We start from the raw sequence: 21,535 nt of genomic DNA on the forward strand, positions 1-21,535 counted from the left end.
GATCCCGACGGTCACATAGCTGCGATTGTTGCGCTCCAGGTGGGGCAACCAGGTCCCCAGCATATTCTCGATCTGCTGGATGAACAGCATGACATCCGGCTGGCTGGAGAGGTAGTTGGCCACGGGCTCATCCTTGCCGGTGAAGGGCTTGAGCTCCGGGATCCAGTGCGGGTTGGGCAGGAAACGGGCGTCGAACACGAAGTCCGCATCCTTGGGAATGCCGTACTTGAAACCGAACGACTCGAACACCAGCACCAGTTCGTTCTCTTTCTTGCCGAGCACCCGGGTTTTGATGAGCTCGCTGAGATCGTGGATGCTGAGGTTGGTGGTGTCGATGCGCAGGTCGGCGGTCGAGGAGAGCGGTGCCAGCAGGTGGGTCTCTTCCCGGATCGCCTCGTCCAGCGAAAGCTTGTTGCGGGACAGAGGATGCAGACGGCGGCTCTCACCGTAGCGTTTGAGCAGGGTCGCGTTGTCCGCATCGAAGAAGAAGCTCGAAAACTTGACTCGCCCCTCGTTGCGCACCTGGCTCAGCAGGTTCTCCAGCCTGTCTGCCTGGGCAGGCAGGTTGCGCACGTCGATGCTGACCGCCAGCTTGTCATACTGGCTCTCCACCGACACGATCAACTGGGGCAGCAGGTTGACCGGCAGGTTGTCCACGCAGTAGTACCCGAGATCCTCGAGCACCCTCAGGGCCACCGTCTTGCCGGAGCCCGAACGACCGCTTACTACTATTAACTGCATCTTGTCCCCTCACGCCAACGTGGCTGTGTCAGACCCGGCCTCAGGCCGACGTCATGATCTGATAGAGTTCTTCGTCGCTGGTCGCCTGGCGCAGCTGGCGGCAGACGGCCTTGTCACCCAGTTTGGATGCCATCAGGGAAAGAGTCTTGAGGTGCTGCTTGCACTCGCTTTCCGGCACCAGCAATGCAAAGAGCAGGTCAACCGGTTGATTGTCGATAGAATCGAAAGGGATGGGCTCGGAGAAGGTCATCAACACGGCGGTCGGCGCGAAGGCGTCGTCAATCCGGCCGTGGGGGATGGCGATACCGGCTCCGATCCCGGTACTACCCATCTTTTCTCGCGCCAGCAGGCTTTCAAACAGGACCTGGCGGGAAGCGCCGAGGCGCTCTGCGGCCAGTTCACTGATGATCTCGAGCGCGCGTTTCTTGCTGGTACAAGGGACCGCACTCTTGGTGCAGTCCCGACTCAGTATGTGTTCAAGTTGCATAGTTATTTTTGATTTAACTTATCTTTGTGCTTGATGATCTGCCGATCCAGTTTATCCAGCAGGGTATCAATCGCCGCATACATGTCGGCATGCTGCGAATTGGCGAACACCTCTCCCCCGCTGACATGCAGCTTGGCTTCGGCGATCTGGTTCAGTTTTTCGACGCTCAACACCACGTGTACGTTGTTGATATGGTCAAAGTGACGCTCGAGTTTGGCAAATTTGTTGTTCACATAATCACGCAGAGCTTCGGTAATCTCGACATGGTGTCCGGTCAGGTTAATTTGCATAACGTCTTCCTTTTGTTTGCCTAAACCAGGCGTTTGCGCTGATTGGATGGCGGGATCAACAAGGATTCACGGTACTTTGCGATCGTGCGTCTCGCCACCATAATACCCTGTTCGGCCAGCAAATCCGCGATCTTGCTATCACTAAGCGGCTTGGCGGGGTTTTCCGCCGTCACCAGCTTCTTGATCAGGGCGCGAATAGCGGTCGATGAGCACTCTCCTCCTCCCTCCGTATTGACGTGACTGGAGAAAAAAAACTTCAGTTCAAAAATGCCGCGGGGCGTATGCATGTACTTCTGGGTCGTGACCCGTGAAATGGTCGACTCATGCATCTCCACCGCTTCCGCGATGTCGTTGAGTACCATGGGTTTCATGGCCTCTTCGCCGTACTCGAAAAAGCCCTGCTGCTGCTCGACGATGCAGCTGGCCACCTTGAGCAGGGTGTCGTTACGACTCTCCAGGCTCTTGATGAACCACTTGGCCTCCTGCAAATGAGAACGGATGAACTGGGTATCCGTGCTGCTGCGGGCATTGCGCGCCATGGCCGCATAGGCCTCGTTGACACGGATGCGCGGAGCAGAATCCGGATTGAGTTCAACCACCCACTTGCTACCCTTCTTGACCACGGACACATCCGGGATCACGTACTGGGATTCACTCTGGATGATGCCGTTGCCGGGTCTGGGCTCCAGTTGCTGGATGAGATCCAGCACCTCCTTGAGATCGCTCTCCTTGAGGCGGGTCTTGCGAGCCAGGGTGCGGTAGTCGCGATTGCCGAGCAGGTCCATGTGTTCGCGGATCACCTCTCTGGCTTCGTCGAGCCAGGGCAGGTCCGGCGAATACTGGCCGAGCTGGATCAGCAGACACTCTTGCACCGAACGGGCGGCGATGCCGACCGGATCGAAATGCTGCACCCGCTTGAGCACGGCTTCTATCTCATCCAGTTCGACTTCTACCTCCTCGCTGCTGACTGCAGCCTGAATATCCTCGAGGGTGGCAGTCAGATACCCGGATTCGTCGATAGCATCGATGATGGCAAGGGCGATGGCAGCATCCACATCACTGAACGGGGTGAGCCGCATCTGCCACAGCAGGTAGTCCTGCAGGTTCTCGGTGGTCTCCCCCTGATAGACGCTGTCTTCCCCGTCATGGATGGGGCCTGCACTCTGGGCCGTACCGGCCGAGTAGACCTCGTCCCAGGTGGTGTCCACCGGCAGTTCATCCGGCATGCTCTCCTGGGCCATGGCATCGCTGGAGTCGAGTTGACTGGCGTCCTGTGTCTCTGTCTGACTGGTTTCCTGCGCCTCGTTCTCCTCTTGCTCCAGCAAGGGGTTGTTGTCGAGCGCTTGCTGAATTTCCTGCTGGAGTTCCAGGGTGGAGAGCTGGAGCAGACGAATCGCTTGTTGTAATTGTGGCGTCATGGTCAGGGACTGACCGAGACGCAACTGTAATGTCGGCTTCATCTACGTCGGGATATCCTTATGTTCAGCGAGGCAGTCACCTAACAAAAATGAGGGGTGCCCCCTTACTATAGACTGAATTGATCGCCCAAATAGACGCGCTTGACCTGCTCATCGGCGAGGATATCGGCCGGCGCGCCCTCGGCAATCATCTTGCCGTGGCTGACGATGTAGGCCTTCTCGCACACATCCAGCGTCTCTCTGACGTTGTGGTCCGTTATCAGCACACCCAACCCGCGTTCTTTCAGATGCTGGATGATCTTTTTGATATCGATGACTGAAATAGGATCAACACCTGCGAAAGGCTCATCGAGCAGAATGAATCTCGGCTCTGCCGCCAGCGCCCGGGCGATTTCCACCCGGCGCCGCTCCCCACCCGAGAGGCTCTGACCCAGGCTGTCGCGGATATGGGTGATATTGAACTCTTCCAGCAACTGTTCGACCTTATCCTCCCGCTCTTCGCGGCTCAACCCCTTGCGGGTCTGCATGACCCCCATCAAGTTGTCGAACACCGACAGGCGCCGGAAGATGGAGGCCTCCTGGGGCAGATAGCCGATGCCATTGCGGGCACGGATATGCATGGGCTGCAGGCTGATGTCCTGCTCGTCGATGGTGATGAGGCCGGCATCCCGCTGCACCAGGCCCACGATCATGTAGAAGGAGGTCGTCTTGCCCGCGCCGTTCGGGCCGAGCAGGCCCACGATCTGGCCCGTTCCCACCTCCAGGCTCACATCGCTGACCACCATGCGGCGCTTGTAGCTCTTTTGCAGACCCGTTGCTTTTAACACTGCCATGGCTGTTGTTTCCTACTTCTTCTGATCGGCGGGTTTGTCAAAGTTCTCCACCTGATCCGGCAGGAACACCGTCTTGACGCGCTGGGTGGGCCCCTTGCTCTCGGCAATCATCTTCTGCTTGACGATGTCGTAGCGAATGAGATCGCCGGTCACCTGGCTGTCTTCCTGCTTGAGCTGGCCATTGCCGGTGATGGTTACCAGCCGGTTCTTAAGCTCGTAGCGGATGCTGTTGCCATGGGCATTGACCGGTTTGCCGTTGTCCAGCACCTGGAAGAAAGTGGCTGGGTTGCCATACGCGGTCATGACCTCGGCGCCCTTGTCACCGGAGCGGATCACCACGACCTTGTCGGCCTTAATCTTGATGGTGCCCTGGGTGATGATGACATCCTCGCTGAAGGTGATGCGGTTGTCCTGCATCTCGGCCACCTGCTTGACCGCATCCACATAGACCTTCTCGGCGAAATCGGACTCTTTGGCATTCAGGGAACCGCACAGCAACAGGGCCGTGAGGGCCAGATTAACGTTTTTCATTGAAATAAGTGGCATGGCCTTTATCCAGTAACTCGAAATATTTACGTTCCAGGTGACCCTTGAGGCCAACGCCCTCGGTCTGGAACTCCTGGCCCACAATGCTGATGTGCTGGTTGCTTCTCATCCCCTGCGTCACCAGATCCAGCTCCAGATAGGAAGTATCCAGCGTGGAGATGAAGGACGCGGGCAGCAGACCGTCCAGATGCACCTTGTCACGGAGGATCACATTGTCATCGGTGTTGAGCACCCCGGTTTCGGCCGTCAGCTTCCATTCGGCCGCGCCCTTGTCATCGAACATGTAGACCACCGGCTTGGTGAAAGTGGCCTGCTCGAGTACCTGGTAGTACTCCGCATATTCGGATTCCAGCCGCTCGGTGCGCTTGCCCTGCTCGTTGAAACGGGTCGTCACCAACTCTCTGGCGGTGAAGTCCGGTTGAAAATTTTCCGTCTTGGTGGTCGGCTCGGGGACCAGCTCGATCTCCCCCAGCTGCCAGGCCGCCAGCGCAGCCAGAAACAGCAGGCCGAACAGCACAGTCTGTTTGTTCATCGCGACGCCTCGGGTTGATAGTCAGCCAATCCCTGGGCCTGCAAGATCAGGTCGCACACCTCGCGCACGGCCCCGACGCCACCGCCAAGCCGCGTCACCAGATCCGCCTTCGCCAGCACAAGCGGATGGGCATCGGCAACGGCGATACCCAGGCCGCAAGCCTGCATCACCGGCAGATCGATGGTGTCATCTCCCATATAGGCGGCTTGCGATGCATCCAGCCCGAGCTTGGTCAGCAAGGCCTCGAAGTGGGGCAGCTTTTTGTCTGCCCCCTGCACCAGGTGCTGGACTCCCAGACTCTTCATGCGATCGCTGACGATGCGGGAGGTTCGCCCCGTGATGATGGCAATCTCGATGCCCGCATTGAGCAGGGCACGCATGCCGGCACCGTCACGGGTGCAGAAAGTCTTCAGCTCTTCGCCGTTATTGCCCATATAGATGAAGCCGTTGGAGAGCACCCCATCCACATCGCACACCAGCAGGCGGATCTGCGCCGCCTTCTCGTACTGGCTGCGCGTCACCGGACCATAGAGGGTCGGTACGTCTTGCATCAAATTACTCCGGCTTTCAGCAGGTCATGCATGTTGAAGGCACCCAGCGGGTGTCTCTCCCCATCCACGACCAACAACCCGTTGATTTTCCTGGTTTCCATCAGCTTGACGGCCTCGGCCGCCATCATCTCAGGCCCTACGGTAACACAGTTCACCGTCATGACGCGGCTGATGGGGGTGTGATGGATGTCCACCTGCAGGTCCAGAATGCGGCGCAGGTCACCATCGGTGAACAGACCGGCAAGCAGCCCTTGATCGTCCACCACCGCCGTCATGCCGAGCCCCTTGCGGCTCACTTCCAGCAGCGCCTGGCTGATGGTGGCATCTATCCCCACCTTGGGCAACAGCTCGCCGCCGTGCATTAGATCGCCCACTCGCAACAGCAACCGCTTGCCGAGGGACCCGCCCGGATGCGACAGCGCAAAGTCATCGGCGGTGAAGCCACGGGCCTCCAGCAGGGCCACGGCCAGCGCGTCCCCCATCACCAGGGTGGCGGTAGTGCTGGATGTCGGGGCCAGACCGAGGGGGCAGGCCTCTTTCTCCACCTTGATGCACAGGTGCACGTTGGCCTCTTTCGCCATGGTGGAAGCCGGATTGCCTGTCATGCAGATGAGTGGAATGCCGCGGCGCTTGAGCACCGGCAGCAGGGCCAAGATCTCGTCGCTCTCGCCGGAGTTGGAAATGGCGATGATGAGATCCCCGGCTGAGATCATGCCGAGATCCCCGTGGCTGGCCTCGCCCGGGTGCAGGAAGAAGGCGGGCGTTCCCGTGCTGGCCAGGGTCGCGGCAATCTTGTTGCCGATATGACCCGACTTGCCCATGCCGGTCACCACTATCTTGCCGCCACAGCGCAGCACCATCTCGCAGGCACGCTCGAACGCCTCGTCAAGGTACTGGTAGAGTCCATCAATGGCTTGTTTTTCTATGTCCAGCACCGCTCGGGCGCTGCGACGGAAATCGAACAATTCAGACACTTTTTCAGGCTTTACAGACATAAAGGCACAGCTCCGGGCCGAAATTTGCTGCGGGATTATAAAAAAGTCTGCCGAGATAAGCGAATCGGATGCGGAATGGGCGGTCATTGACGCAGGTTGTTACATAAAACTGTCGCGTACTTGGGGGGGGAAACCCGCTCAATAGTTGTTCCTCGCTGTTGCTTAGACCTAGACTAGCCCATAAAATTCGCTCTTCATTTATACCGGATGGACAATTGTTTGAACGATGACCTGATCACCATCTCCGACCTGACCTTCAGTCACGGGGATCGGCTGCTGTACGACAGGATCAACCTGACCATTCCCCGTGGCAAGGTCACCGCCGTCATGGGTCCGAGCGGGATCGGCAAGACCACCTTGCTGCGCCTGATCGGGGGCCAGCTCAAGCCTGAGTCCGGTCACATCCTGTTTGACGGGGAAGACGTTCCCACTCTCTCCCGTTCACGCCTGTATGAAGTGCGGAAACGGATGAGCATGCTGTTCCAGAGTGGCGCATTGTTCACCGGCATGACCGTCTTCGACAACGTGGCCTTCCCGCTGCGGGAGCACTCCGGCCTGCCGGAAGAGCTGATCCGCACCATCGTCATGATGAAACTGCAGGCTGTCGGTCTGCGCGGGGCGGCCAAGCTGATGCCGTCCGAGCTCTCCGGTGGCATGGCGCGTCGCGCGGCCCTGGCGAGATCCATCGCGCTGGATCCGGATCTCATCATGTATGACGAGCCCTTCGTGGGGCAGGACCCCATCACCATGGCGGTGCTGGTGAAGCTCATCAAGGAGCTCAACGATGCCCTCGGCATCACCTCCGTCATCGTCACCCACGACGTGAAGGAGGTGCTGAGCATCGCCGACTACGCCTACATCATCGCCAACCGCAAGGTAGTGGCACACGGCACACCGGAGCAGCTGCGCGAGGAGCACAATCCCGAAGTCGAGCAGTTCCTCAAGGGATTGCCCGACGGTCCTGTTCCGTTTCATTTTCCGGCAGGCGACCTGCTACAGGATCTGTGATGTTGACAAGTCAGATAAGCAAGCTGGGCCACAGCGGTGTGCGTTTCATCAACGCCGTCGGCCGGGCAACCATCATGCTGTTTCATGCACTGGCAGGACGCCCCCAGCCACGCAAGCACTTCCCGCTGCTGGTGCAGCAACTGTATGTGGTGGGAGTGCAATCCGTCGCCATCATACTGGTGTCCGGCCTCTTCATCGGCATGGTGCTCTCCCTGCAGGGTTACAACGTATTGAAGGATTTCGGCGCAGAGCAGAGCCTGGGGCCTCTGGTTTCCCTCTCCCTGCTCCGTGAGCTGGGCCCAGTGGTCACCGCCCTGCTGTTCGCCGGTCGTGCGGGCTCCGCCCTCACCGCCGAGATCGGCCTGATGAAGGCCACCGAGCAGCTCTCCAGCCTGGAGATGATGGCGGTCGATCCGCTGCGTCGGGTCGTGGCGCCCCGCTTCTGGGCCGGGGTCATCAGCATGCCGCTGCTGGCCTTCATGTTCAGCCTGATCGGCATCTTTGGCGGCAAGCTGGTTGGTGTCGACTGGCTGGGGGTGGACGAAGGCAGTTTCTGGTCCGCCATGCAGGCCTCCGTCGACTGGCAGGACGACATCATGCAGGGCGCCATCAAGAGCCTGATCTTCGCCCTGGTGGTGACCTGGATAGCGCTCTTCAACGGCTATGATGCCAAACCGACCTCGGCCGGGATCAGTCAGGCGACCACCCGTACCGTGGTTCACTCATCCCTGGCCGTGCTCGGTCTGGATTTTATACTCACCGCAGTCATGTTTGGATAAGGGAAAGATGAAGTTCAGCAAAGTAGAATTTCTGGTTGGCGCCTTCATGCTGGCTGGCATCGCGGCCATTCTGGCATTGGCACTGCAAGTGGCGGGATTGAGTTTCAAACCGGAAGGAGAAACCTATACCCTGCGCGCCCATTTCGATAATATCGGCGGCCTGAAAGTGCGCTCGCCGGTCAAGGTCGGCGGCGTCGTCGTCGGTCGTGTCAGCGACATCACCCTGGATCCCAAGAGCCAGGTCCCCATCGTTTCCCTGCAGATGCAGAAGAGTGCCGGCGAGTTCTCCGAGACCAGCACCCTCTCCATCCTGACTTCTGGCCTGCTCGGTGAGCAGTACATCGGTCTGGCACCGGGGTTCAGCGATGAGGAGATGGGCACCAGCATGCTCAAGGATGGCGACATGATCGAAGACACCAAGTCCGCCATCGTGCTGGAAGATCTGATTGGCAAGTTCCTCTACAGCCAGTCCTCTCCGGCCAACACACCCGCAACCAAGGAGTAACCATGTTCAAGAAGATCGCCCTGATGCTGGGTCTGATGACCAGCATGCTGTTCTCCCTCGTCGCCCGTGCGGATGTCAACACTTCGGACCCCTATGCCCTCGTGGATCAGGCCGCCCAGCAGACCTTTGCCCGCCTGAAAGCCGATCAGGCCCAGGTAAAGAGCAACCCAGATCACCTGCGCGTCATCATCCGCGAGGAGCTGCTGCCCTACGTGGACAACCGCTTCGCCGCCTACAAGGTGCTCGGCAACCAGATCAAACAGACAACCCCTGCCCAGCGTGACGCCTTTGTGGACGTCTTCACCGAGTACATGGTGAGCTCCTACGCCGACGCCCTGGCACACTTTGACAAGCAGACCGTCAAGGTCCAGCCCGGTAAAGCCGCCGAGAGCAACATCACCGCCGTCAACGTCAGCGTGAAAGAGGCCGGCAAGCCGGACATCTTCCTCGAGTTCAAGCTGCGCAAGAACAACAAGACCGGCGAGTGGAAAGCCTTCGACATGGTTGCCGAAGGGATCAGCCTGCTCTCCGCCAAGCAGAACGAGCTGGGTGGCCTCATTCGCCAGAACGGCATCGATGCGGTGATCGCCCAGCTGCGTGAACACAACGCCAAGCCGCTGGTGATCAAGTCATGATCCTGAGCGGTGACTTGCAGGCCCCGCAGGTCAACGATCTGTGGCAACGCCGCGCCGACTGGTGGCAGGACGACCGGCTCGAACTCGGTGCCGTCACTACCCTGGATTCCGCCGGCCTTGCCCTGCTGGTCAAGTGGGCCAAGGCGGCACTGGCACGGGGTGCCACTCCGACACTGGTGGGTGCCTCCAACGATTTCCATACGCTGGCCAACCTCTACGGGGTGGCCAGCCTCTTTCATTCAACCCCGCTCACAACTGAGGACTCATAATGCAAGTCTCTGAAATTGAAGCGATACTCCTCGAGGCTTTGCCATTGTCCGAAGTCCATGTCAAAGGGGACGGCAGTCACTACCAGGTGATCGCCGTCGGCGACATGTTTGACGGCATGAGCCGGGTCAAGAAACAACAGGCCATCTATGCCCCGCTGATGGACAAGATCGCCACCAACGAGATCCACGCTCTCTCCATCAAGGCCTATACCGACGCCGAGTGGAAACGCGAGCGTAAATTCCAGCTGCCCTCCTGATTTGGTAAAGAAGTAAACCATGGACAAATTCAAGATCACCGGCCCCTGCACCCTCTCCGGTGAAGTGACCATCTCTGGCGCCAAGAATGCCGCCCTGCCCATCCTGTTTGCCACCCTGCTGTGTGACGAAGAGGTTCAACTCTCCAACGTACCGCGCCTGAAAGACGTGGGTACCACCCTCAAGCTGCTGGAGATGCTGGGCGCCACCACCAAGGTCAACGGCAACGTGACCGTACTGACCGGTGCGGTAAACAATCATGTCGCCCCCTACGAGCTGGTGAAGACCATGCGTGCCTCCATCCTGGCCCTGGGCCCGCTGGCAGCCCGCTTCGGTGCAGCAGACGTCTCCCTGCCCGGCGGCTGCGCCATCGGTGCCCGCCCGGTCAACCTGCATGTCCACGGCTTGGAGCTGATGGGCGCGAAGATCGTCATCGAAGAGGGCTACATCAAAGCCCGCGTCGACGGCCGCCTGAAAGGTGCCCATATCCTGATGGACATGGTTTCCGTGACAGGTACCGAGAACCTGATGATGGCCGCCACCCTGGCTGACGGTCGCACCGTGATCGAAAACGCCGCCCGTGAGCCGGAGGTGGTCGATCTGGCCAACTTCCTCAACGCGCTCGGAGCTAACATTCAGGGCGCCGGCACCGATACCCTGACCATCGACGGCGTAGAACGTCTGCACGGTGGCAGCTACAGCGTGCAGCCCGATCGCATCGAGACCGGCACCTTCCTGGTGGGCGCCGCCGTGACCGGTGGCAAGATCACCTGCCGCAACACCGACCCCAGCCTGCTGGAAGCCGTACTGGTCAAACTGGAAGAGGCTGGCGCACTGATTGAAAAGGGTGACGACTGGATCACCCTCGACATGACAGGTCGTACCCTGAAACCTGTCACCATCAAGACCGCCCCCTACCCGGCGTTCCCAACCGACATGCAGGCACAGTTCACCGTGCTGAACGCGGTCGCCCAGGGCACCGGCATGGTCACCGAGACCATCTTCGAGAACCGCTTCATGCACGTGCCCGAGCTGGTACGGATGGGTGCCGACATCGAACTGCAGGGCAATGTGGCCATCTGCCGCGACACCCAGCAGCTCAAGGGTGCCCAGGTGATGGCGACCGATCTGCGCGCCTCCGCCAGCCTGGTGCTGGCCGGCTTCGTGGCCGAAGGGGCCACCATCGTCGATCGCATCTATCACATCGACCGTGGCTACGAAGACATCGAGCACAAGCTGCAAGGCCTGGGTGGTCGCATCGAGCGCATCAAGGAATAAGCTGGCTTCACCATGAGCCGACCATAAAAAGGCCCCCTCGCCAGGCGAGGGGGCCTTTTTCATGACTACGAATGGCGGCACTCCCTTCTCCCCTTGCGGGAGAAGGGGCGGGGATGAGGAGGACAAGCAGACACCCTTTCCCCGAGGGAGAGGGTCAAGGGCTCAGGCGGTCAGCCGCTCCAGCTCGCCGATAAGCCAGATGGCCTCCTGGCGATGGGAGCCGCACACGTCCGCCATGGGGCGAAAGCCGCCGCACACCGCCGGGCGCTCCGGCTGGCCGAAGATCTTGCACCCCAGGTGCGCATCGAGCTGCACACAGGGCACACCGGCGGGCTTGCCGTCCGGCATGCCGGGAATGGCACTGCTGATGCTGGGGGCGATGCAGCAGGCACCGCATCCCTGACGACATTCCATGTGATTTTTCCTCTGTGGGGCACCGCAGTGTAGCAAGGAGTCCGGTTTCTCCTAAGCCTTATCCCTGCCCGGGCACCCTGGCGCCCTGCAGAGCGCAAAAAGCCCGGCAGTGCCGGGCTTTTTGCTGCGGGAGTCAGCACATCACAGGATGATGTCGCGTACCACGCTGTCTTTGCGATCCAGGAAGTGGATCGACTTGATACGACGGATGGTGCGCGATTTACCGCGGATCAGCAGGGTCTCGGTGGTCGCCATGACGCCGTCGCTGGTGATCCCTTCCAGCAGATCACCCTTGGTGATGCCGGTGGCCGAGAAGATGACGTTGTCATTCTTGGCCAGATCTTCGAGCTTGAGCACCTTGCTCACGTCGATGCCCAGCTCCTCGCAGCGCGCGATCTCCTGTTCACCCAGGGCGCGAACCTCGGGGCTGTCACCCTTGACCTGGTGGCGGGGGATCAGGCGAGCCTGCATGTCGCCGTCCAGGGCGCGGATCACCGCGGCGGAGATCACCCCTTCCGGCGCGCCACCGATGCCGTAGAGCATGTCCACTTCGCTGTCCGGCAGACAGGTGAGGATGGAGGCGGCCACGTCGCCGTCGGGAATGGCGAACACCCGCACTCCCAGGCCCTGCATCTCCTTGATCGCCTTGTCATGACGCGGCTTGGCCAGGGTGATGACGGTCAGACGGGAGAGGGGCTTGCCGAGCGCCTTGGCCACGGCCTTGAGGTTCAGCTCCAGGGCCTGATCGAGATCGATGGCGCCTCTCGCCTTGGGGCCCACGATCAGCTTTTCCATGTACATGTCGGGGGCCTTGAGGAAGGATCCCTTGTCGCCCACCGCCAGCACGGCCAGAGCATTGGCCTGACCCATGGCAGTCATGCGGGTCCCCTCGATGGGGTCGACCGCGATGTCCACGGCGTCGCCCTGACCCGTGCCCACCTTCTCGCCGATGTAGAGCATGGGGGCTTCGTCGATCTCCCCTTCGCCGATCACAATCTCGCCATCGATCTGGATCTGATTGAGGATGTGACGCATGGCCGCCACGGCCGCGCCATCGGCGATATTCTTGTCACCACGTCCGAGCCACTTATAGCCAGCCAGTGCAGCCGCTTCCGTCACTCGGGAAAATTCGATTGCCAGTTCACGTCTCATCGCATATCCAACCTTAGGAGCTCGAAAACGGGCGGCATTCTACCACAAGGGCAAACCTTTGCGCGTAAAAGTGGCGACCAGCCACATAAATCCCGGTTTTCATCCCGCTGACATGGAACCGACACGGTTTGTTCATTGCACGGTCACCCGACTGTCATCTGTCACTTCTAGCATGGCCCCGTCTTTTAAAACAAAAGCTTGCAACACAAGGGATCATGATGAAAAAGCTGACAGTAGTAGCATTGGCTCTTACCGCCGCCTTCCAGGCTCAAGCCGTTGAAGTGTACAAAAACGAGAGCACCCTGCTCGACCTCTACGGCCGCATCTACGCCGGCCAGTTCTTCGGCGAGAAGAAAGAGCTGGACGCCAACGGTGACATCAAAAACGAATACAGCGACAAGCAGGGGGCCAACCAGTTTGTCCGTCTGGGCGCCAAGGTAGAGAGCGAGATCAACCCGGGTCTCAAGGCGCTGGCCCAGTACGAACTGCAGATGTACATCAACGACAGCGAGAAGACCGTCAGCGAGAACTCCGACAACCTGCGTACCCGTCTGGCGTTCGCCGGTGTCGGCGCCAACTGGGGAACCGTCACCTTCGGTCGCCAGAAGGGGGCTCCTGGCTTCCTGGCGGACTGGACTGATGTCTCCCTCTCCGATGGTTACGGCAACGAGGCACTGGGCGCCAAGACCGACACCTTCGCCACCAACCGCGCCGGCTCCGTGCTGAAGTACTCCGGCCTGTTCAACGGTTTCCAGGTAGATACCAGCTACAAGTTCGATGGCGGTGACACCGAAGAGACCTCCAGCAAGGACAGCGATGCCGCCTACGGTGCCGCCGTGGCCTACACCTTCCCGTTCAACCTCTCCCTGGGGACCGCCTACAACGTGGGCATCCGCGACAAGAGCGGTGAAGAGGATGCCAAGCTGTGGCTGCTCTCCGCCAAGTACGACAACAAGGCCCTCTACGCCGCCCTGAGCTATGCCGACGGCAGCGACTTCCTGGCCACCGGCAAGGATCACACCGGCTGGGAAGGGGCGCTGGGTTACAACTTCGAGAGCGGCTTCGGCCTGATGGCCCTGTGGAACAAGCAGAAGGTGGAGCAGGCTGGCAAGTCTGACTACGACTCCATCGACTACTACACCCTGGGTGCCCAGTACAAGTTCAACAAGAACCTGCGCGTCATCGGCGAGTACCGCATCAACAACCTCGACAGCCATGACAGCGGCAAGCTCAACACCAAGGATGACTTCCAGCTGGCGGCCCGCTACGACTTCTAAGTCGGCAACCACCTGACGACACGGCGCGCAGAGCACTCTGCGCGCCGTTTTTTATTGCGTCAGGCCAGGGGTTTGTACGCCGACACCAGCAACAGCATGGGGCGCTCCGCCTCCTCCGCCAGGGCCGGGTTGGCCGCAATCTGCGCCGCCGTCGGCCCCCACTCCTCCACGCGGCGGATCTGGAACCCGGCGGCGACAAGGGCATTGAGGTAGGTGCCCAGGGTGCGGTGATACTTGACCACCCCCTCCGCCAGCCAGTTGCTGACCCGCTTGCCCTCGGCCTGGTAGCCGTTGACGGGCCAGGAGCGGCGTCCCTCTGCATCCACCAGCCAGCCTTGCGGCTGCGGGCAGGTGAAGATGGGGTGCTCCACCGAGAACACCAGGCTGCCGCCAGCCACCAGCGCACGGTGGCTCTCCGCAAACAGCGGCGCCACCTCGGGCAGGTAGTGCAGCGCCAGGGAACTGTAGATGAGATCGAAAGGCTCATCGGACAGCGCAAGACCGTCCAGATCCCCCTGCCGATAGCGGATGGTCTCATCCCGGGTCAGCTCGGCGGCACGGGCCAACATCTTGGCTGAGAGATCGATACCGACCACATCGGCAGCCCCGAGATCTCTGGCTGCCCGGCAGAACCAGCCATAACCGCAGCCCAGATCCAGCACCCGCTTGCCGGCAAGCTCCGGCAGCATGGCGTGCAGCGCCGGCCACTCCGGCGCCCCCGCCAGCCCGTGAAGGGAGCGTGGCAGTTGGGCATAGCCCTCAAAAAACCCTGGTTCGTCATAGATATTTTGTGACATTGCACTGTTTCCTCTTGAAGATGGTCAGCCTCTCTGGCCAACGACCCGGCCCTTGCCAAGCATACCCGTCGGTCATGACAGACCATAAAAAAAGCAGAGACCCGGGCGGGCCTCTGCTCTGTCTCGCACCCGCAGCCTGGCTGCGGGGCAACAAAAAAGGCCATAGACGAGGCAACGTCTATGGCCTTGGTTCAGTCGTGCGGCAAGGTCACGGCTCCCGCGAGGTAGCGAGATCCGGTCGTCACTGCACGATGAATGGATGGGAGGTCTGGGCCTCCACCGGCTCCGGACAATGCTTCATCGTGCGCATCTGTACGGAGTTCATTCGGGTCACTCGCTGATCCGAAGCATAAAGGGTCATGTCACTCACCCGGCCGGGCCGGTTCCATCAACACATTGAAAAATCTGGTGCCACTCTAGGGGACAGGAGTCTCAGAGGCAAGCCCGGCAGATCATGTTTGCCGACCCTCTCACCCCAGCTTCTTCTGCCAGAACATAGCCCGGCCCACCTCGGGATCGAGCTCATAACCCGCAAAGCCGCTGGCGCGATAGGCAGCCTGGGCCACCTTGTTCCCCTCCAGCACCTCCAGGGTCAGCTTGCAGCAACCGAGCTCCCGGGCGAGCCGCTCCGCCTCCGCCAACAGCTGCTTGCCGATGCCCTGGCCGCGATGGGCAGGGTGCACCGCCACGTCGTGGATATTGAGCAGCGGCTGACAGGCGAAGGTCGAAAAACCCTCGAAGCAGGTGGCAACGCCAGCGGGCTCCCCATCGACCCAGGCCAGCAGCACATGAGCACCGGGTCGCGCGGCCAGGGCGTCGGCCAGATTCGCCTTCACCTCGTCCGCCAGTGCATTGCCGCCCCCCATCTCGTCCCTGGCGTATTCGTCCAGCATCGCGATCAGCGCCTCGCCGTGGCGAGGGTTGTGCAGATCCGCCCTGATGATCTCGACCATGTTTATCTCCCTGTGTGTGCCGGATGGTGCGCCAAGGCGCGAGGCCACCATGGTAGCGTCCCCTCCGAACCGAACCAAGGTTCCCCCGGCCTTTTCCCCGAGGTTCCAGCCCCCTCAGTGCCTGCCGCCAATGATCTCTTTTTCTTGCATCTTCTCCTTGCAAGGCAAATGAAAATCAATATCATTAGCAACCTCTCGCGATGAGAGAAATCAATAATTACAATTAAATCAACAAGTTCAGGCCGATTGGTCGACAAAGAGTCACACCCAGATGAACCATTCCAACTCCCCGCGCGCCTTGCTGGGCGTCGCCTTGCTGGCGGTTTGCACCAGCCCCCGTGCCGAAGACGAAACCCTGACCGTGGTCGGCAAACGCAGCCAACATGAAGAGGTCGCCACCGCGACCCGTACCGCCACCCCGGCCAAGCTGGTGCCCCAGAGCATCGAGAGCGTCAAGGCAAGCGAGCTGACCGCCTTCGGCCAGCCCACCCTGAGTGAAGCCCTGACCGGCATCCCTGGCGTCAACGCCAGCGGCGACACCCGTTTTGACGGCGTCACCATCCGCGGTTTCAGCGCCAGCAACGACTTCTACCTCGACGGCCTGCGCGATGACATGCAATACACCCGCGACCTTGGCAACATCGAACGGGTCGAAGTGCTCAAGGGCCCCGCCGCCGTGCTCTACGGCCGTGGCAGCACGGGCGGCATCGTCAACCGGGTCAGCAAGGTTCCCCAGAAGGGGCAGGCCTCCAGCGTCAGCGCCCAGGTCGGCAGCTTCGACAGCCGACGCTTCGCCGCCGATCTCAACGGCGAGGCAGGAGAGCGGGTACAGGTGCGCCTGAACCTGGCCCAGGAGGACAAGGAGAGCTTTCGCGACGACGTGACCAGCAAGCGCACCCTGCTGGCCCCCTCCGTCAACTGGGAGATCACCGACACCCTGAACTGGCTGGTGCAGTACGAGCGCAACGAGCACGATCGCACCCCGGATCGCGGCATTCCCGGCGTCGATGGTCGCCCGGCGGATGTCCCCATCGAGAGCGTCTACAGCGACACACGCCGCGACTTCATCGATGATGTGGCCCAGTCCACCCGCTCCCGCTTCACCTGGGACATCAACGATCAGTGGCAACTGCGCCAGCAGCTCGGCTACACCACCCTCGACAGCCAGTTCGACAACACCTATGTCACCAGCGTCAAGGGTGACAAGGTGACCCGCGCCCGCTGGCAGCAGGATCTCAAGGCCAGCAGCCTCACCAGCAACACCGAGGCAGAAGGCCAGCTGCAAACCGGCCCCATCGCCCATCGTCTGCTGGTGGGTCTGGAGCAGGGCTGGCAGGATCGCACCCCCAAGCTCTACCAGAATGCCAACCCGATCCCGGCAGGCAACCTCTATGATCCGGGCTCCCTGCCCACCTACGACGGCGCCATGAAACTCTCCAGCGACGCCCATCACAGAGTGCGCGGTGTCGGCCTCTATGTGCAGGATCAGCTCAGCCTGGGCGACTGGCACCTGCTGGCAGGCCTGCGCCGCGACGACTTCACCGTCACCAGCCGCCGCAACGACCTCGACAAGGAAGAGACCCTCTCGGTCACCAGCCTGAGTCCGCGCCTGGGCCTGGTGTGGAACCCCATCGAGGAGCATGCCTTCTACACCTCCTACAGCAAGACCTTCACCCCGGTGGGCGGTGAGCTTATCGGCATCACCCCGGGGGACAAGAACAACAACCTGGATCCCCAGCACACCCGGCTCTATGAAGGGGGCGTGAAGAGCGACTGGCTGAACGGCCGCCTCGCCACCACCCTCTCCCTCTACCGGCTGGAGATGTACAACAAGCGCAGCAAGGATCCGCTGGATCCCACCCGGGTGATCCTCACCGGTCTGCAGCGCACCGACGGCATCGAGCTGAGCGCCCGTGCCCAGCTGACCGACGAGATCTATCTGCGCGGCGGCGTCGCCATCCAGGATGCCGAGCAGGTCAAGGCAGACGCGGACCTGCAAGGCAAGCGGCCGATGAACGTCTCCCGCCAGAACGGCCAGCTGTTCGCCGGCTACCAGAGCGGCAAGCAGGGCTGGTTCGGCGAGACCGGGATGACGGCGGTGGGGGATCGCTTCGCCGACAACGCCAACACCACCACCTTGCCCGGTTACGCCCGCTTCGACGCCCGTGCCGGCTACCGCTGGCCCCAGTGGGAAGCCCAGCTGAGCGTGGAGAACCTGACCGATCACGACTACTTCGTCAGCGCCACCAGCGCGGCCCAGATCATGCCGGGCACGCCCCGTCAGCTGCACCTGACCGCCGCCTACCGCTTCTGATCCTCCCTGTTTACCGACCCCTCTGGCCAGCGTTCGCTGGCCAGATTGTTATGAAGCACCGAACGATGACACGCAGAAAACTCCCCCTGCACAACAACAAGTGGGTGCGCCGCATCCACGCCTGGGCCGGCTTTGCCACCCTCACCCTGATGCTGCTCTACGGCCTCACCGGCCTCTGGCTGCAACACAGGGCCGTGCTGCCCCTGCCCGGTCCCCACACCGCCAAATCGAGCGAAGAGATAGTACTGAGCACGCCGCTGGCCAGCCCGGATGAATTGAAAGCCCTGCTGCAACAGCGTTATGCAGACATGTTCGAGGAGGGGCGACCCCAGATCACCCCGCCCCAGACCCTGCCCACACCATCCGGCGCCCTCACCCTGCCGGCCCGCTGGGAGCTGCGCGGTGTCACCCTCAGCCAGAGCGTGGCCGCCAGCTATGTGGAAGGCACTCTGCTGGTGCGCACCGAGCTGCAGCAGGCCAACTTCGCTGCCAGCCTCAACCGGCTGCACCGTGGCATGGGCATCGGCCTGCCCTGGCAACTGGTGGGAGATCTGGCGGCCCTGGCCATGCTGCTGCTGACCCTCACCAGCCTGTTGATGTGGAACAAGCTGCACGGCCCCGCCGGTCGCGGCATCACCCTGCTGCTGCTGGGCGCCCTGGTCACCGTGCTGGTGGCCCTGCTCTAGCCCTTTTACCGACACCAAAACGGGATCCCGCTCCCGGCGGCGGTAACCTTGCCCGCACCTCGGGTAACAAAGGGTAACCGGCCGCCGATGGGGGTCACAGTTGGCGACCAGGCGGCTGGATAGGGAACGCCTGCGGCTGATAGGGTGCGCCCAGCTCCCGAACGCCGCGAGGAATCATGCGCATCTCCAGCATCGAATGCGGGCGAGTGGTGGCCATCCTGGCCGTGATGACCATCCATCTCTCCCCCTTCAGCAACCCCTTCGACCCCGCCCTGTGGGACGGCACGCCCTACCCTCTGGTCGGGGCCGTCATCAACCAGCTCTGCCGCTTCGCGGTGCCGCTGTTCTTCCTGTGCGCCGGTTACTTCTTGCAACCCGCCCTCGCTGCGGGCCACCCGCTGACGGTCGCACTGCGCTACTGCCGACCCCTGCTGGGGCTCTGGCTGGCGTGGAGCCTGCTCTACGTGCTGATACCCTTCAACCCGCTCGCGGCGGTGAGCGAGGGCTACCTGCCCGCCATGGCAGGCCAGTGGCAGATGCAGCTCGGGGATCATCTCAACGTCTGGTGGGTGGGCGGCATGATCCACCTCTGGTTCCTGCCCGCCCTGATGGTGGCGGTGCTGATCCTGGGGCTCTGCCAGCAGGCCCGCCTGCCGAGGCTGGCCCTGCTGCTGGGGGCCCTGCTCTACGGCCTGGCCCTGATCGGCGGCTCCTATGGCCCGCTACTGCCGGGGGGCGAGTGGGCCCTGCTGACCCGCAACGGCCCCTTCTTCTCCTTGCTGTTCGTGGCGCTTGGCGCCGAGCTGCGCCTGCGTGCCTGGCAGCCGGACGCCAGGCGCTGCGCCCTGATGATGATGGCGGGGATGGGGCTCTACGTCCTGGAGGCCGCAGGTCTGCTGCGCGTTGCCGCCGTCCCCCTCGCTCGTCATGATTTCCTGCTGGGTTCGCTCCCCTGGGCGCTGGGGCTGTTCGGCCTGCTGCTGGCCAACCCCGCATGGGGCAAAGGCAGCTGGCTGGAGCGCCAGGCCCCCAAGGTGCTCGGCCTCTACTGTCTGCACATGATGCTGGTGGTGTGGCTGATGATCTTCGGCCCCCAGGGCAAACAGGTGTGGTGGGAACTCCTCAAGGTACCCGCGCTGCTGGCGCTCACTCTGCTCGGCTACCGACTGCTGACGCTGGGTGCAGCCAGTCGCTGGCTGCTGCGGGCTCGCTGAGGGGGGCAAGGGATCGGAGGGAGGCAACTCCCTCCCCTACGCCGGCTCACGGCAACAGGCGACCTTAGGGTCGCCTTTTTTGTTACAAGGGCTCCACTTTTGCCCGCTGGCGGGTGACGACGGGGCCTGTGCTGCTACCATGCCCCTCTTTTGACGCATCCAGACGAGACACCCATGCAGATCCGCCCCTTCACCCCGGCCGACACCGAGGCCATCCTCGCCATCTGGCTCGAAGCCTCCCTGCAGGCCCACCACTTCATCGAGCCCGCTTACTGGCACGCCAACCTAGCACCGATGCGAGAGATCTACCTGCCCGCCGCCGACAGCCAGGTACTCTGCCTGGGTGATCAGCTGCTTGGCTTCTACTCCCTGCACGAGGGCGCCCTGGCCGCCCTCTTCGTGGCTCCCGCGCAGCAAGGGAAAGGGCTAGGCAAGGCCCTGCTCGAGCACGCCAAGGGGCAGTTGCCGGCCCTGCGGCTGCAGGTCTATCAGCAGAACCGGACCGCGTGCGACTTCTATCGCTCGCAAGGATTTCAGGTGACGGCCGACACCGTGGATCCCCACACCGGCTGCGCCGAGTGGGTAATGGTCTGGTCGGCGCGGGATTAACTTGGCTCGGCGGGATAGGGTTCTTCTCGGGTCGCCGCGTCACTCAGTACCAGCAGGTCGCCGTGGTTCAGCGCAAAATCGTGCATCTGCTGAAGCAGGGGATCAGGGCGACGCCAAGGGGGCTCAGGCTGTACTCCACCCTGGGCGGTACGTCGGGGTAGAGGGTGCGGATGATGACACCGTCGCTCTCCAGCTCCTTGAGCTGGGCGGTGAGCACCTTCTGGCTCACCTCGGGCAGGCAGCGGCGCAGGTCGCCAAAGCGCAGGGTCTTTTCGCGCAGATGAAACAGAATGGCCGGCTTCCATTTGCCGGTCAGCAGGTGCAATACCTGATAGGCGGGACAGGGCAGTGAGGGCACGGTATGGCTCGTGAGTGGTTACTTTGCGGTAACTATGCCACGAAAATGTGCCTTCTTGCAGCCAAGATGCCGGCTTCCTATGATGCGGATTCCGTCAATCAACGCCCACGAGAGGTTTATCATGCCCAGCCTGCTGCAGATCCATTTCAACTTCCCCGCCGAGATGATGGGACCGGCCCTCACTGCTGCGGCCATGCCGCTGGCCGACTCCATCACCCGGGAGCCGGGCTTCATCTCCAAGATCTGGACCGAGAACCCGCGCACCGGCGAAGCGGGCGGCATCTATCTGTTCGAGGATGAGGGGAGTGCCCTCGCCTACGCCACCATGCACGAGCAGCGGGTGCTCGCCATGGGCGCCAGCGCGGTGCAGTACAAGGTGTTCGACGTCAACGAGCCCCTCAGCCGCGTCACGCGCGGTCTGGTGTGATCTCCTCGCCCAGCAGCAACCGGTAGCAGGTATCCTGCTGCCAGATGAAGCCCAGCCGCTCAAATAGCCGCTGGCTGGGCAGATTGTCCGGTTCGATATCCGCAAGCAGGGTGACGATGCCAAGCTGGCGGGCATAGGCGATCAGGGCGCTCAGCGCCTCCCCCATCAGACCTTGTCCCCAGTGGCTGCGGGCCAGCATGCAGCCCACCTCC

Annotated in this window: 27 protein-coding genes and 1 pseudogene; 13 read left to right on the forward strand and 15 right to left on the reverse strand. The window is 61.7% G+C overall.

Annotation, left to right across the window (positions count from 1 at the left end; translation table 11 throughout):
- From rapZ to AACR77_RS20160, 9 genes are all read right to left on the reverse strand, one after another.
- Window positions 1-741 (reverse strand): RNase adapter RapZ (gene rapZ, locus AACR77_RS20120; protein ID WP_042880227.1); only part of this gene is annotated, 741 nt, incomplete at its 3' end.
- 40 nt (window positions 742-781) lie between these two features.
- Complete coding sequence (gene ptsN, locus AACR77_RS20125; RefSeq protein ID WP_010675870.1) at window positions 782-1,228, reverse strand: PTS IIA-like nitrogen regulatory protein PtsN; 447 nt, start codon at window positions 1,226-1,228, stop codon at window positions 782-784.
- 2 nt (window positions 1,229-1,230) lie between these two features.
- A complete protein-coding gene (gene hpf / locus AACR77_RS20130; protein ID WP_005305957.1) occupies window positions 1,231-1,518 on the reverse strand; it encodes a ribosome hibernation promoting factor in 288 nt (95 codons plus the stop codon).
- 20 nt (window positions 1,519-1,538) lie between these two features.
- Window positions 1,539-2,978 (reverse strand): RNA polymerase factor sigma-54, encoded by a 1,440-nt coding sequence (locus AACR77_RS20135; protein WP_039040474.1) that lies wholly within the window; start codon window positions 2,976-2,978, stop codon window positions 1,539-1,541.
- Between the two features lie 65 nt (window positions 2,979-3,043).
- Window positions 3,044-3,769, reverse strand: coding sequence for an LPS export ABC transporter ATP-binding protein (lptB, locus tag AACR77_RS20140; protein ID WP_010675872.1), 726 nt, complete (start codon window positions 3,767-3,769; stop codon window positions 3,044-3,046).
- Between the two features lie 12 nt (window positions 3,770-3,781).
- A complete protein-coding gene (gene lptA / locus AACR77_RS20145; RefSeq protein WP_010675873.1) occupies window positions 3,782-4,300 on the reverse strand; it encodes a lipopolysaccharide transport periplasmic protein LptA in 519 nt (172 codons plus the stop codon).
- Window positions 4,287-4,847: an LPS export ABC transporter periplasmic protein LptC gene (gene lptC, locus AACR77_RS20150; protein ID WP_039040473.1), complete on the reverse strand. Its 561-nt coding sequence runs from the start codon at window positions 4,845-4,847 to the stop codon at window positions 4,287-4,289. Before lptC ends, lptA begins: the two co-directional genes overlap by 14 nt.
- Window positions 4,844-5,398: a 3-deoxy-manno-octulosonate-8-phosphatase KdsC gene (gene kdsC / locus AACR77_RS20155; RefSeq protein WP_042880203.1), complete on the reverse strand. Its 555-nt coding sequence runs from the start codon at window positions 5,396-5,398 to the stop codon at window positions 4,844-4,846. Before kdsC ends, lptC begins: the two co-directional genes overlap by 4 nt.
- Window positions 5,398-6,393, reverse strand: a complete 996-nt coding sequence (locus AACR77_RS20160; protein WP_042880205.1) for a KpsF/GutQ family sugar-phosphate isomerase — start codon at window positions 6,391-6,393, stop codon at window positions 5,398-5,400. The genes kdsC and AACR77_RS20160 overlap by 1 nt, the downstream gene beginning before the upstream one ends.
- Window positions 6,394-6,600: 207 nt before the next feature.
- On the opposite strand from AACR77_RS20160, the gene mlaF reads away from it, so the two are divergent.
- From mlaF to murA, 7 genes are read left to right on the forward strand one after another with little or no spacing between them, the layout of a single operon-like run.
- Window positions 6,601-7,401, forward strand: coding sequence for a phospholipid ABC transporter ATP-binding protein MlaF (gene mlaF / locus AACR77_RS20165; protein ID WP_029314846.1), 801 nt, complete (start codon window positions 6,601-6,603; stop codon window positions 7,399-7,401).
- Complete coding sequence (gene mlaE / locus AACR77_RS20170) at window positions 7,401-8,180, forward strand: lipid asymmetry maintenance ABC transporter permease subunit MlaE (protein ID WP_042880207.1); 780 nt, start codon at window positions 7,401-7,403, stop codon at window positions 8,178-8,180. Before mlaF ends, mlaE begins: the two co-directional genes overlap by 1 nt.
- 7 nt (window positions 8,181-8,187) lie before the next feature.
- Window positions 8,188-8,685: an outer membrane lipid asymmetry maintenance protein MlaD gene (gene mlaD / locus AACR77_RS20175; RefSeq protein WP_010675879.1), complete on the forward strand. Its 498-nt coding sequence runs from the start codon at window positions 8,188-8,190 to the stop codon at window positions 8,683-8,685.
- A 2-nt stretch (window positions 8,686-8,687) separates the two neighbouring features.
- Window positions 8,688-9,320 (forward strand): phospholipid-binding protein MlaC, encoded by a 633-nt coding sequence (gene mlaC, locus AACR77_RS20180; protein WP_039040470.1) that lies wholly within the window; start codon window positions 8,688-8,690, stop codon window positions 9,318-9,320.
- The gene (locus AACR77_RS20185) at window positions 9,317-9,589 is read left to right on the forward strand and encodes an STAS domain-containing protein (protein WP_010675881.1); all 273 of its coding nucleotides are present in this window, start codon (window positions 9,317-9,319) and stop codon (window positions 9,587-9,589) included. The genes mlaC and AACR77_RS20185 overlap by 4 nt, the downstream gene beginning before the upstream one ends.
- Window positions 9,589-9,846 (forward strand): BolA family iron metabolism protein IbaG, encoded by a 258-nt coding sequence (ibaG, locus tag AACR77_RS20190; RefSeq protein WP_010675882.1) that lies wholly within the window; start codon window positions 9,589-9,591, stop codon window positions 9,844-9,846. Before AACR77_RS20185 ends, ibaG begins: the two co-directional genes overlap by 1 nt.
- A gap of 19 nt (window positions 9,847-9,865) precedes the next feature.
- Window positions 9,866-11,122 carry a UDP-N-acetylglucosamine 1-carboxyvinyltransferase gene (murA, locus tag AACR77_RS20195; protein ID WP_041211853.1) on the forward strand — a complete coding sequence of 419 codons (1,257 nt, stop codon included), beginning with the start codon at window positions 9,866-9,868 and terminating at the stop codon, window positions 11,120-11,122.
- A gap of 162 nt (window positions 11,123-11,284) precedes the next feature.
- Here the strand turns inward: murA and AACR77_RS20200 are convergent, their stop codons facing one another.
- Both AACR77_RS20200 and glpX read right to left on the reverse strand, forming a co-directional pair.
- Window positions 11,285-11,536, reverse strand: a complete 252-nt coding sequence (locus tag AACR77_RS20200; RefSeq protein WP_010675884.1) for a YkgJ family cysteine cluster protein — start codon at window positions 11,534-11,536, stop codon at window positions 11,285-11,287.
- Window positions 11,537-11,677: 141 nt separating this feature from the next.
- Entirely contained in the window at window positions 11,678-12,688 is a 1,011-nt protein-coding gene (glpX, locus tag AACR77_RS20205; protein ID WP_039040467.1) for a class II fructose-bisphosphatase, read from the reverse strand.
- Between the two features lie 218 nt (window positions 12,689-12,906).
- Between glpX and AACR77_RS20210 the strand changes: the two genes are divergently transcribed.
- Window positions 12,907-13,965, forward strand: a complete 1,059-nt coding sequence (locus tag AACR77_RS20210; RefSeq protein ID WP_029313567.1) for a porin — start codon at window positions 12,907-12,909, stop codon at window positions 13,963-13,965.
- Window positions 13,966-14,024: 59 nt separating this feature from the next.
- Here the strand turns inward: AACR77_RS20210 and AACR77_RS20215 are convergent, their stop codons facing one another.
- The gene (locus tag AACR77_RS20215; protein ID WP_042880209.1) at window positions 14,025-14,762 is read right to left on the reverse strand and encodes a class I SAM-dependent methyltransferase; all 738 of its coding nucleotides are present in this window, start codon (window positions 14,760-14,762) and stop codon (window positions 14,025-14,027) included.
- 470 nt (window positions 14,763-15,232) lie between these two features.
- Entirely contained in the window at window positions 15,233-15,715 is a 483-nt protein-coding gene (locus AACR77_RS20220) for a GNAT family N-acetyltransferase (RefSeq protein ID WP_042880210.1), read from the reverse strand.
- A 271-nt stretch (window positions 15,716-15,986) separates the two neighbouring features.
- Here AACR77_RS20220 and AACR77_RS20225 point away from each other — a divergent pair, with 271 nt between their 5' ends.
- From AACR77_RS20225 to AACR77_RS20240, 4 genes are all read left to right on the forward strand, one after another.
- The gene (locus AACR77_RS20225; RefSeq protein ID WP_042880212.1) at window positions 15,987-18,029 is read left to right on the forward strand and encodes a TonB-dependent receptor; all 2,043 of its coding nucleotides are present in this window, start codon (window positions 15,987-15,989) and stop codon (window positions 18,027-18,029) included.
- Window positions 18,030-18,094: 65 nt separating this feature from the next.
- Window positions 18,095-18,715 carry a PepSY-associated TM helix domain-containing protein gene (locus AACR77_RS20230; RefSeq protein ID WP_042880213.1) on the forward strand — a complete coding sequence of 207 codons (621 nt, stop codon included), beginning with the start codon at window positions 18,095-18,097 and terminating at the stop codon, window positions 18,713-18,715.
- Between the two features lie 176 nt (window positions 18,716-18,891).
- Window positions 18,892-19,929, forward strand: coding sequence for an acyltransferase (locus AACR77_RS20235; protein WP_042880215.1), 1,038 nt, complete (start codon window positions 18,892-18,894; stop codon window positions 19,927-19,929).
- 174 nt (window positions 19,930-20,103) lie between these two features.
- Complete coding sequence (locus tag AACR77_RS20240; RefSeq protein ID WP_042880216.1) at window positions 20,104-20,538, forward strand: N-acetyltransferase; 435 nt, start codon at window positions 20,104-20,106, stop codon at window positions 20,536-20,538.
- Here AACR77_RS20240 and AACR77_RS20245 read toward each other — a convergent pair.
- A pseudogene (locus tag AACR77_RS20245) lies at window positions 20,535-20,896 on the reverse strand (winged helix-turn-helix transcriptional regulator). The gene AACR77_RS20240 and the pseudogene AACR77_RS20245 sit on opposite strands and share 4 nt — an antisense overlap.
- Before the next feature lie 121 nt (window positions 20,897-21,017).
- Here AACR77_RS20245 and AACR77_RS20250 point away from each other — a divergent pair.
- The gene (locus tag AACR77_RS20250) at window positions 21,018-21,323 is read left to right on the forward strand and encodes a monooxygenase (protein ID WP_039040460.1); all 306 of its coding nucleotides are present in this window, start codon (window positions 21,018-21,020) and stop codon (window positions 21,321-21,323) included.
- Here the strand turns inward: AACR77_RS20250 and AACR77_RS20255 are convergent.
- Window positions 21,304-21,535 (reverse strand): GNAT family N-acetyltransferase (locus tag AACR77_RS20255; protein ID WP_042880218.1); only part of this gene is annotated, 232 nt, incomplete at its 5' end. The two genes, AACR77_RS20250 and AACR77_RS20255, sit on opposite strands and share 20 nt — an antisense overlap.

The sequence above is a fragment of the Aeromonas sp. ZOR0002 genome (assembly GCF_963866995.1).
In the GTDB taxonomy this organism is placed as follows: Bacteria; Pseudomonadota; Gammaproteobacteria; order Enterobacterales; family Aeromonadaceae; genus Aeromonas; species Aeromonas caviae.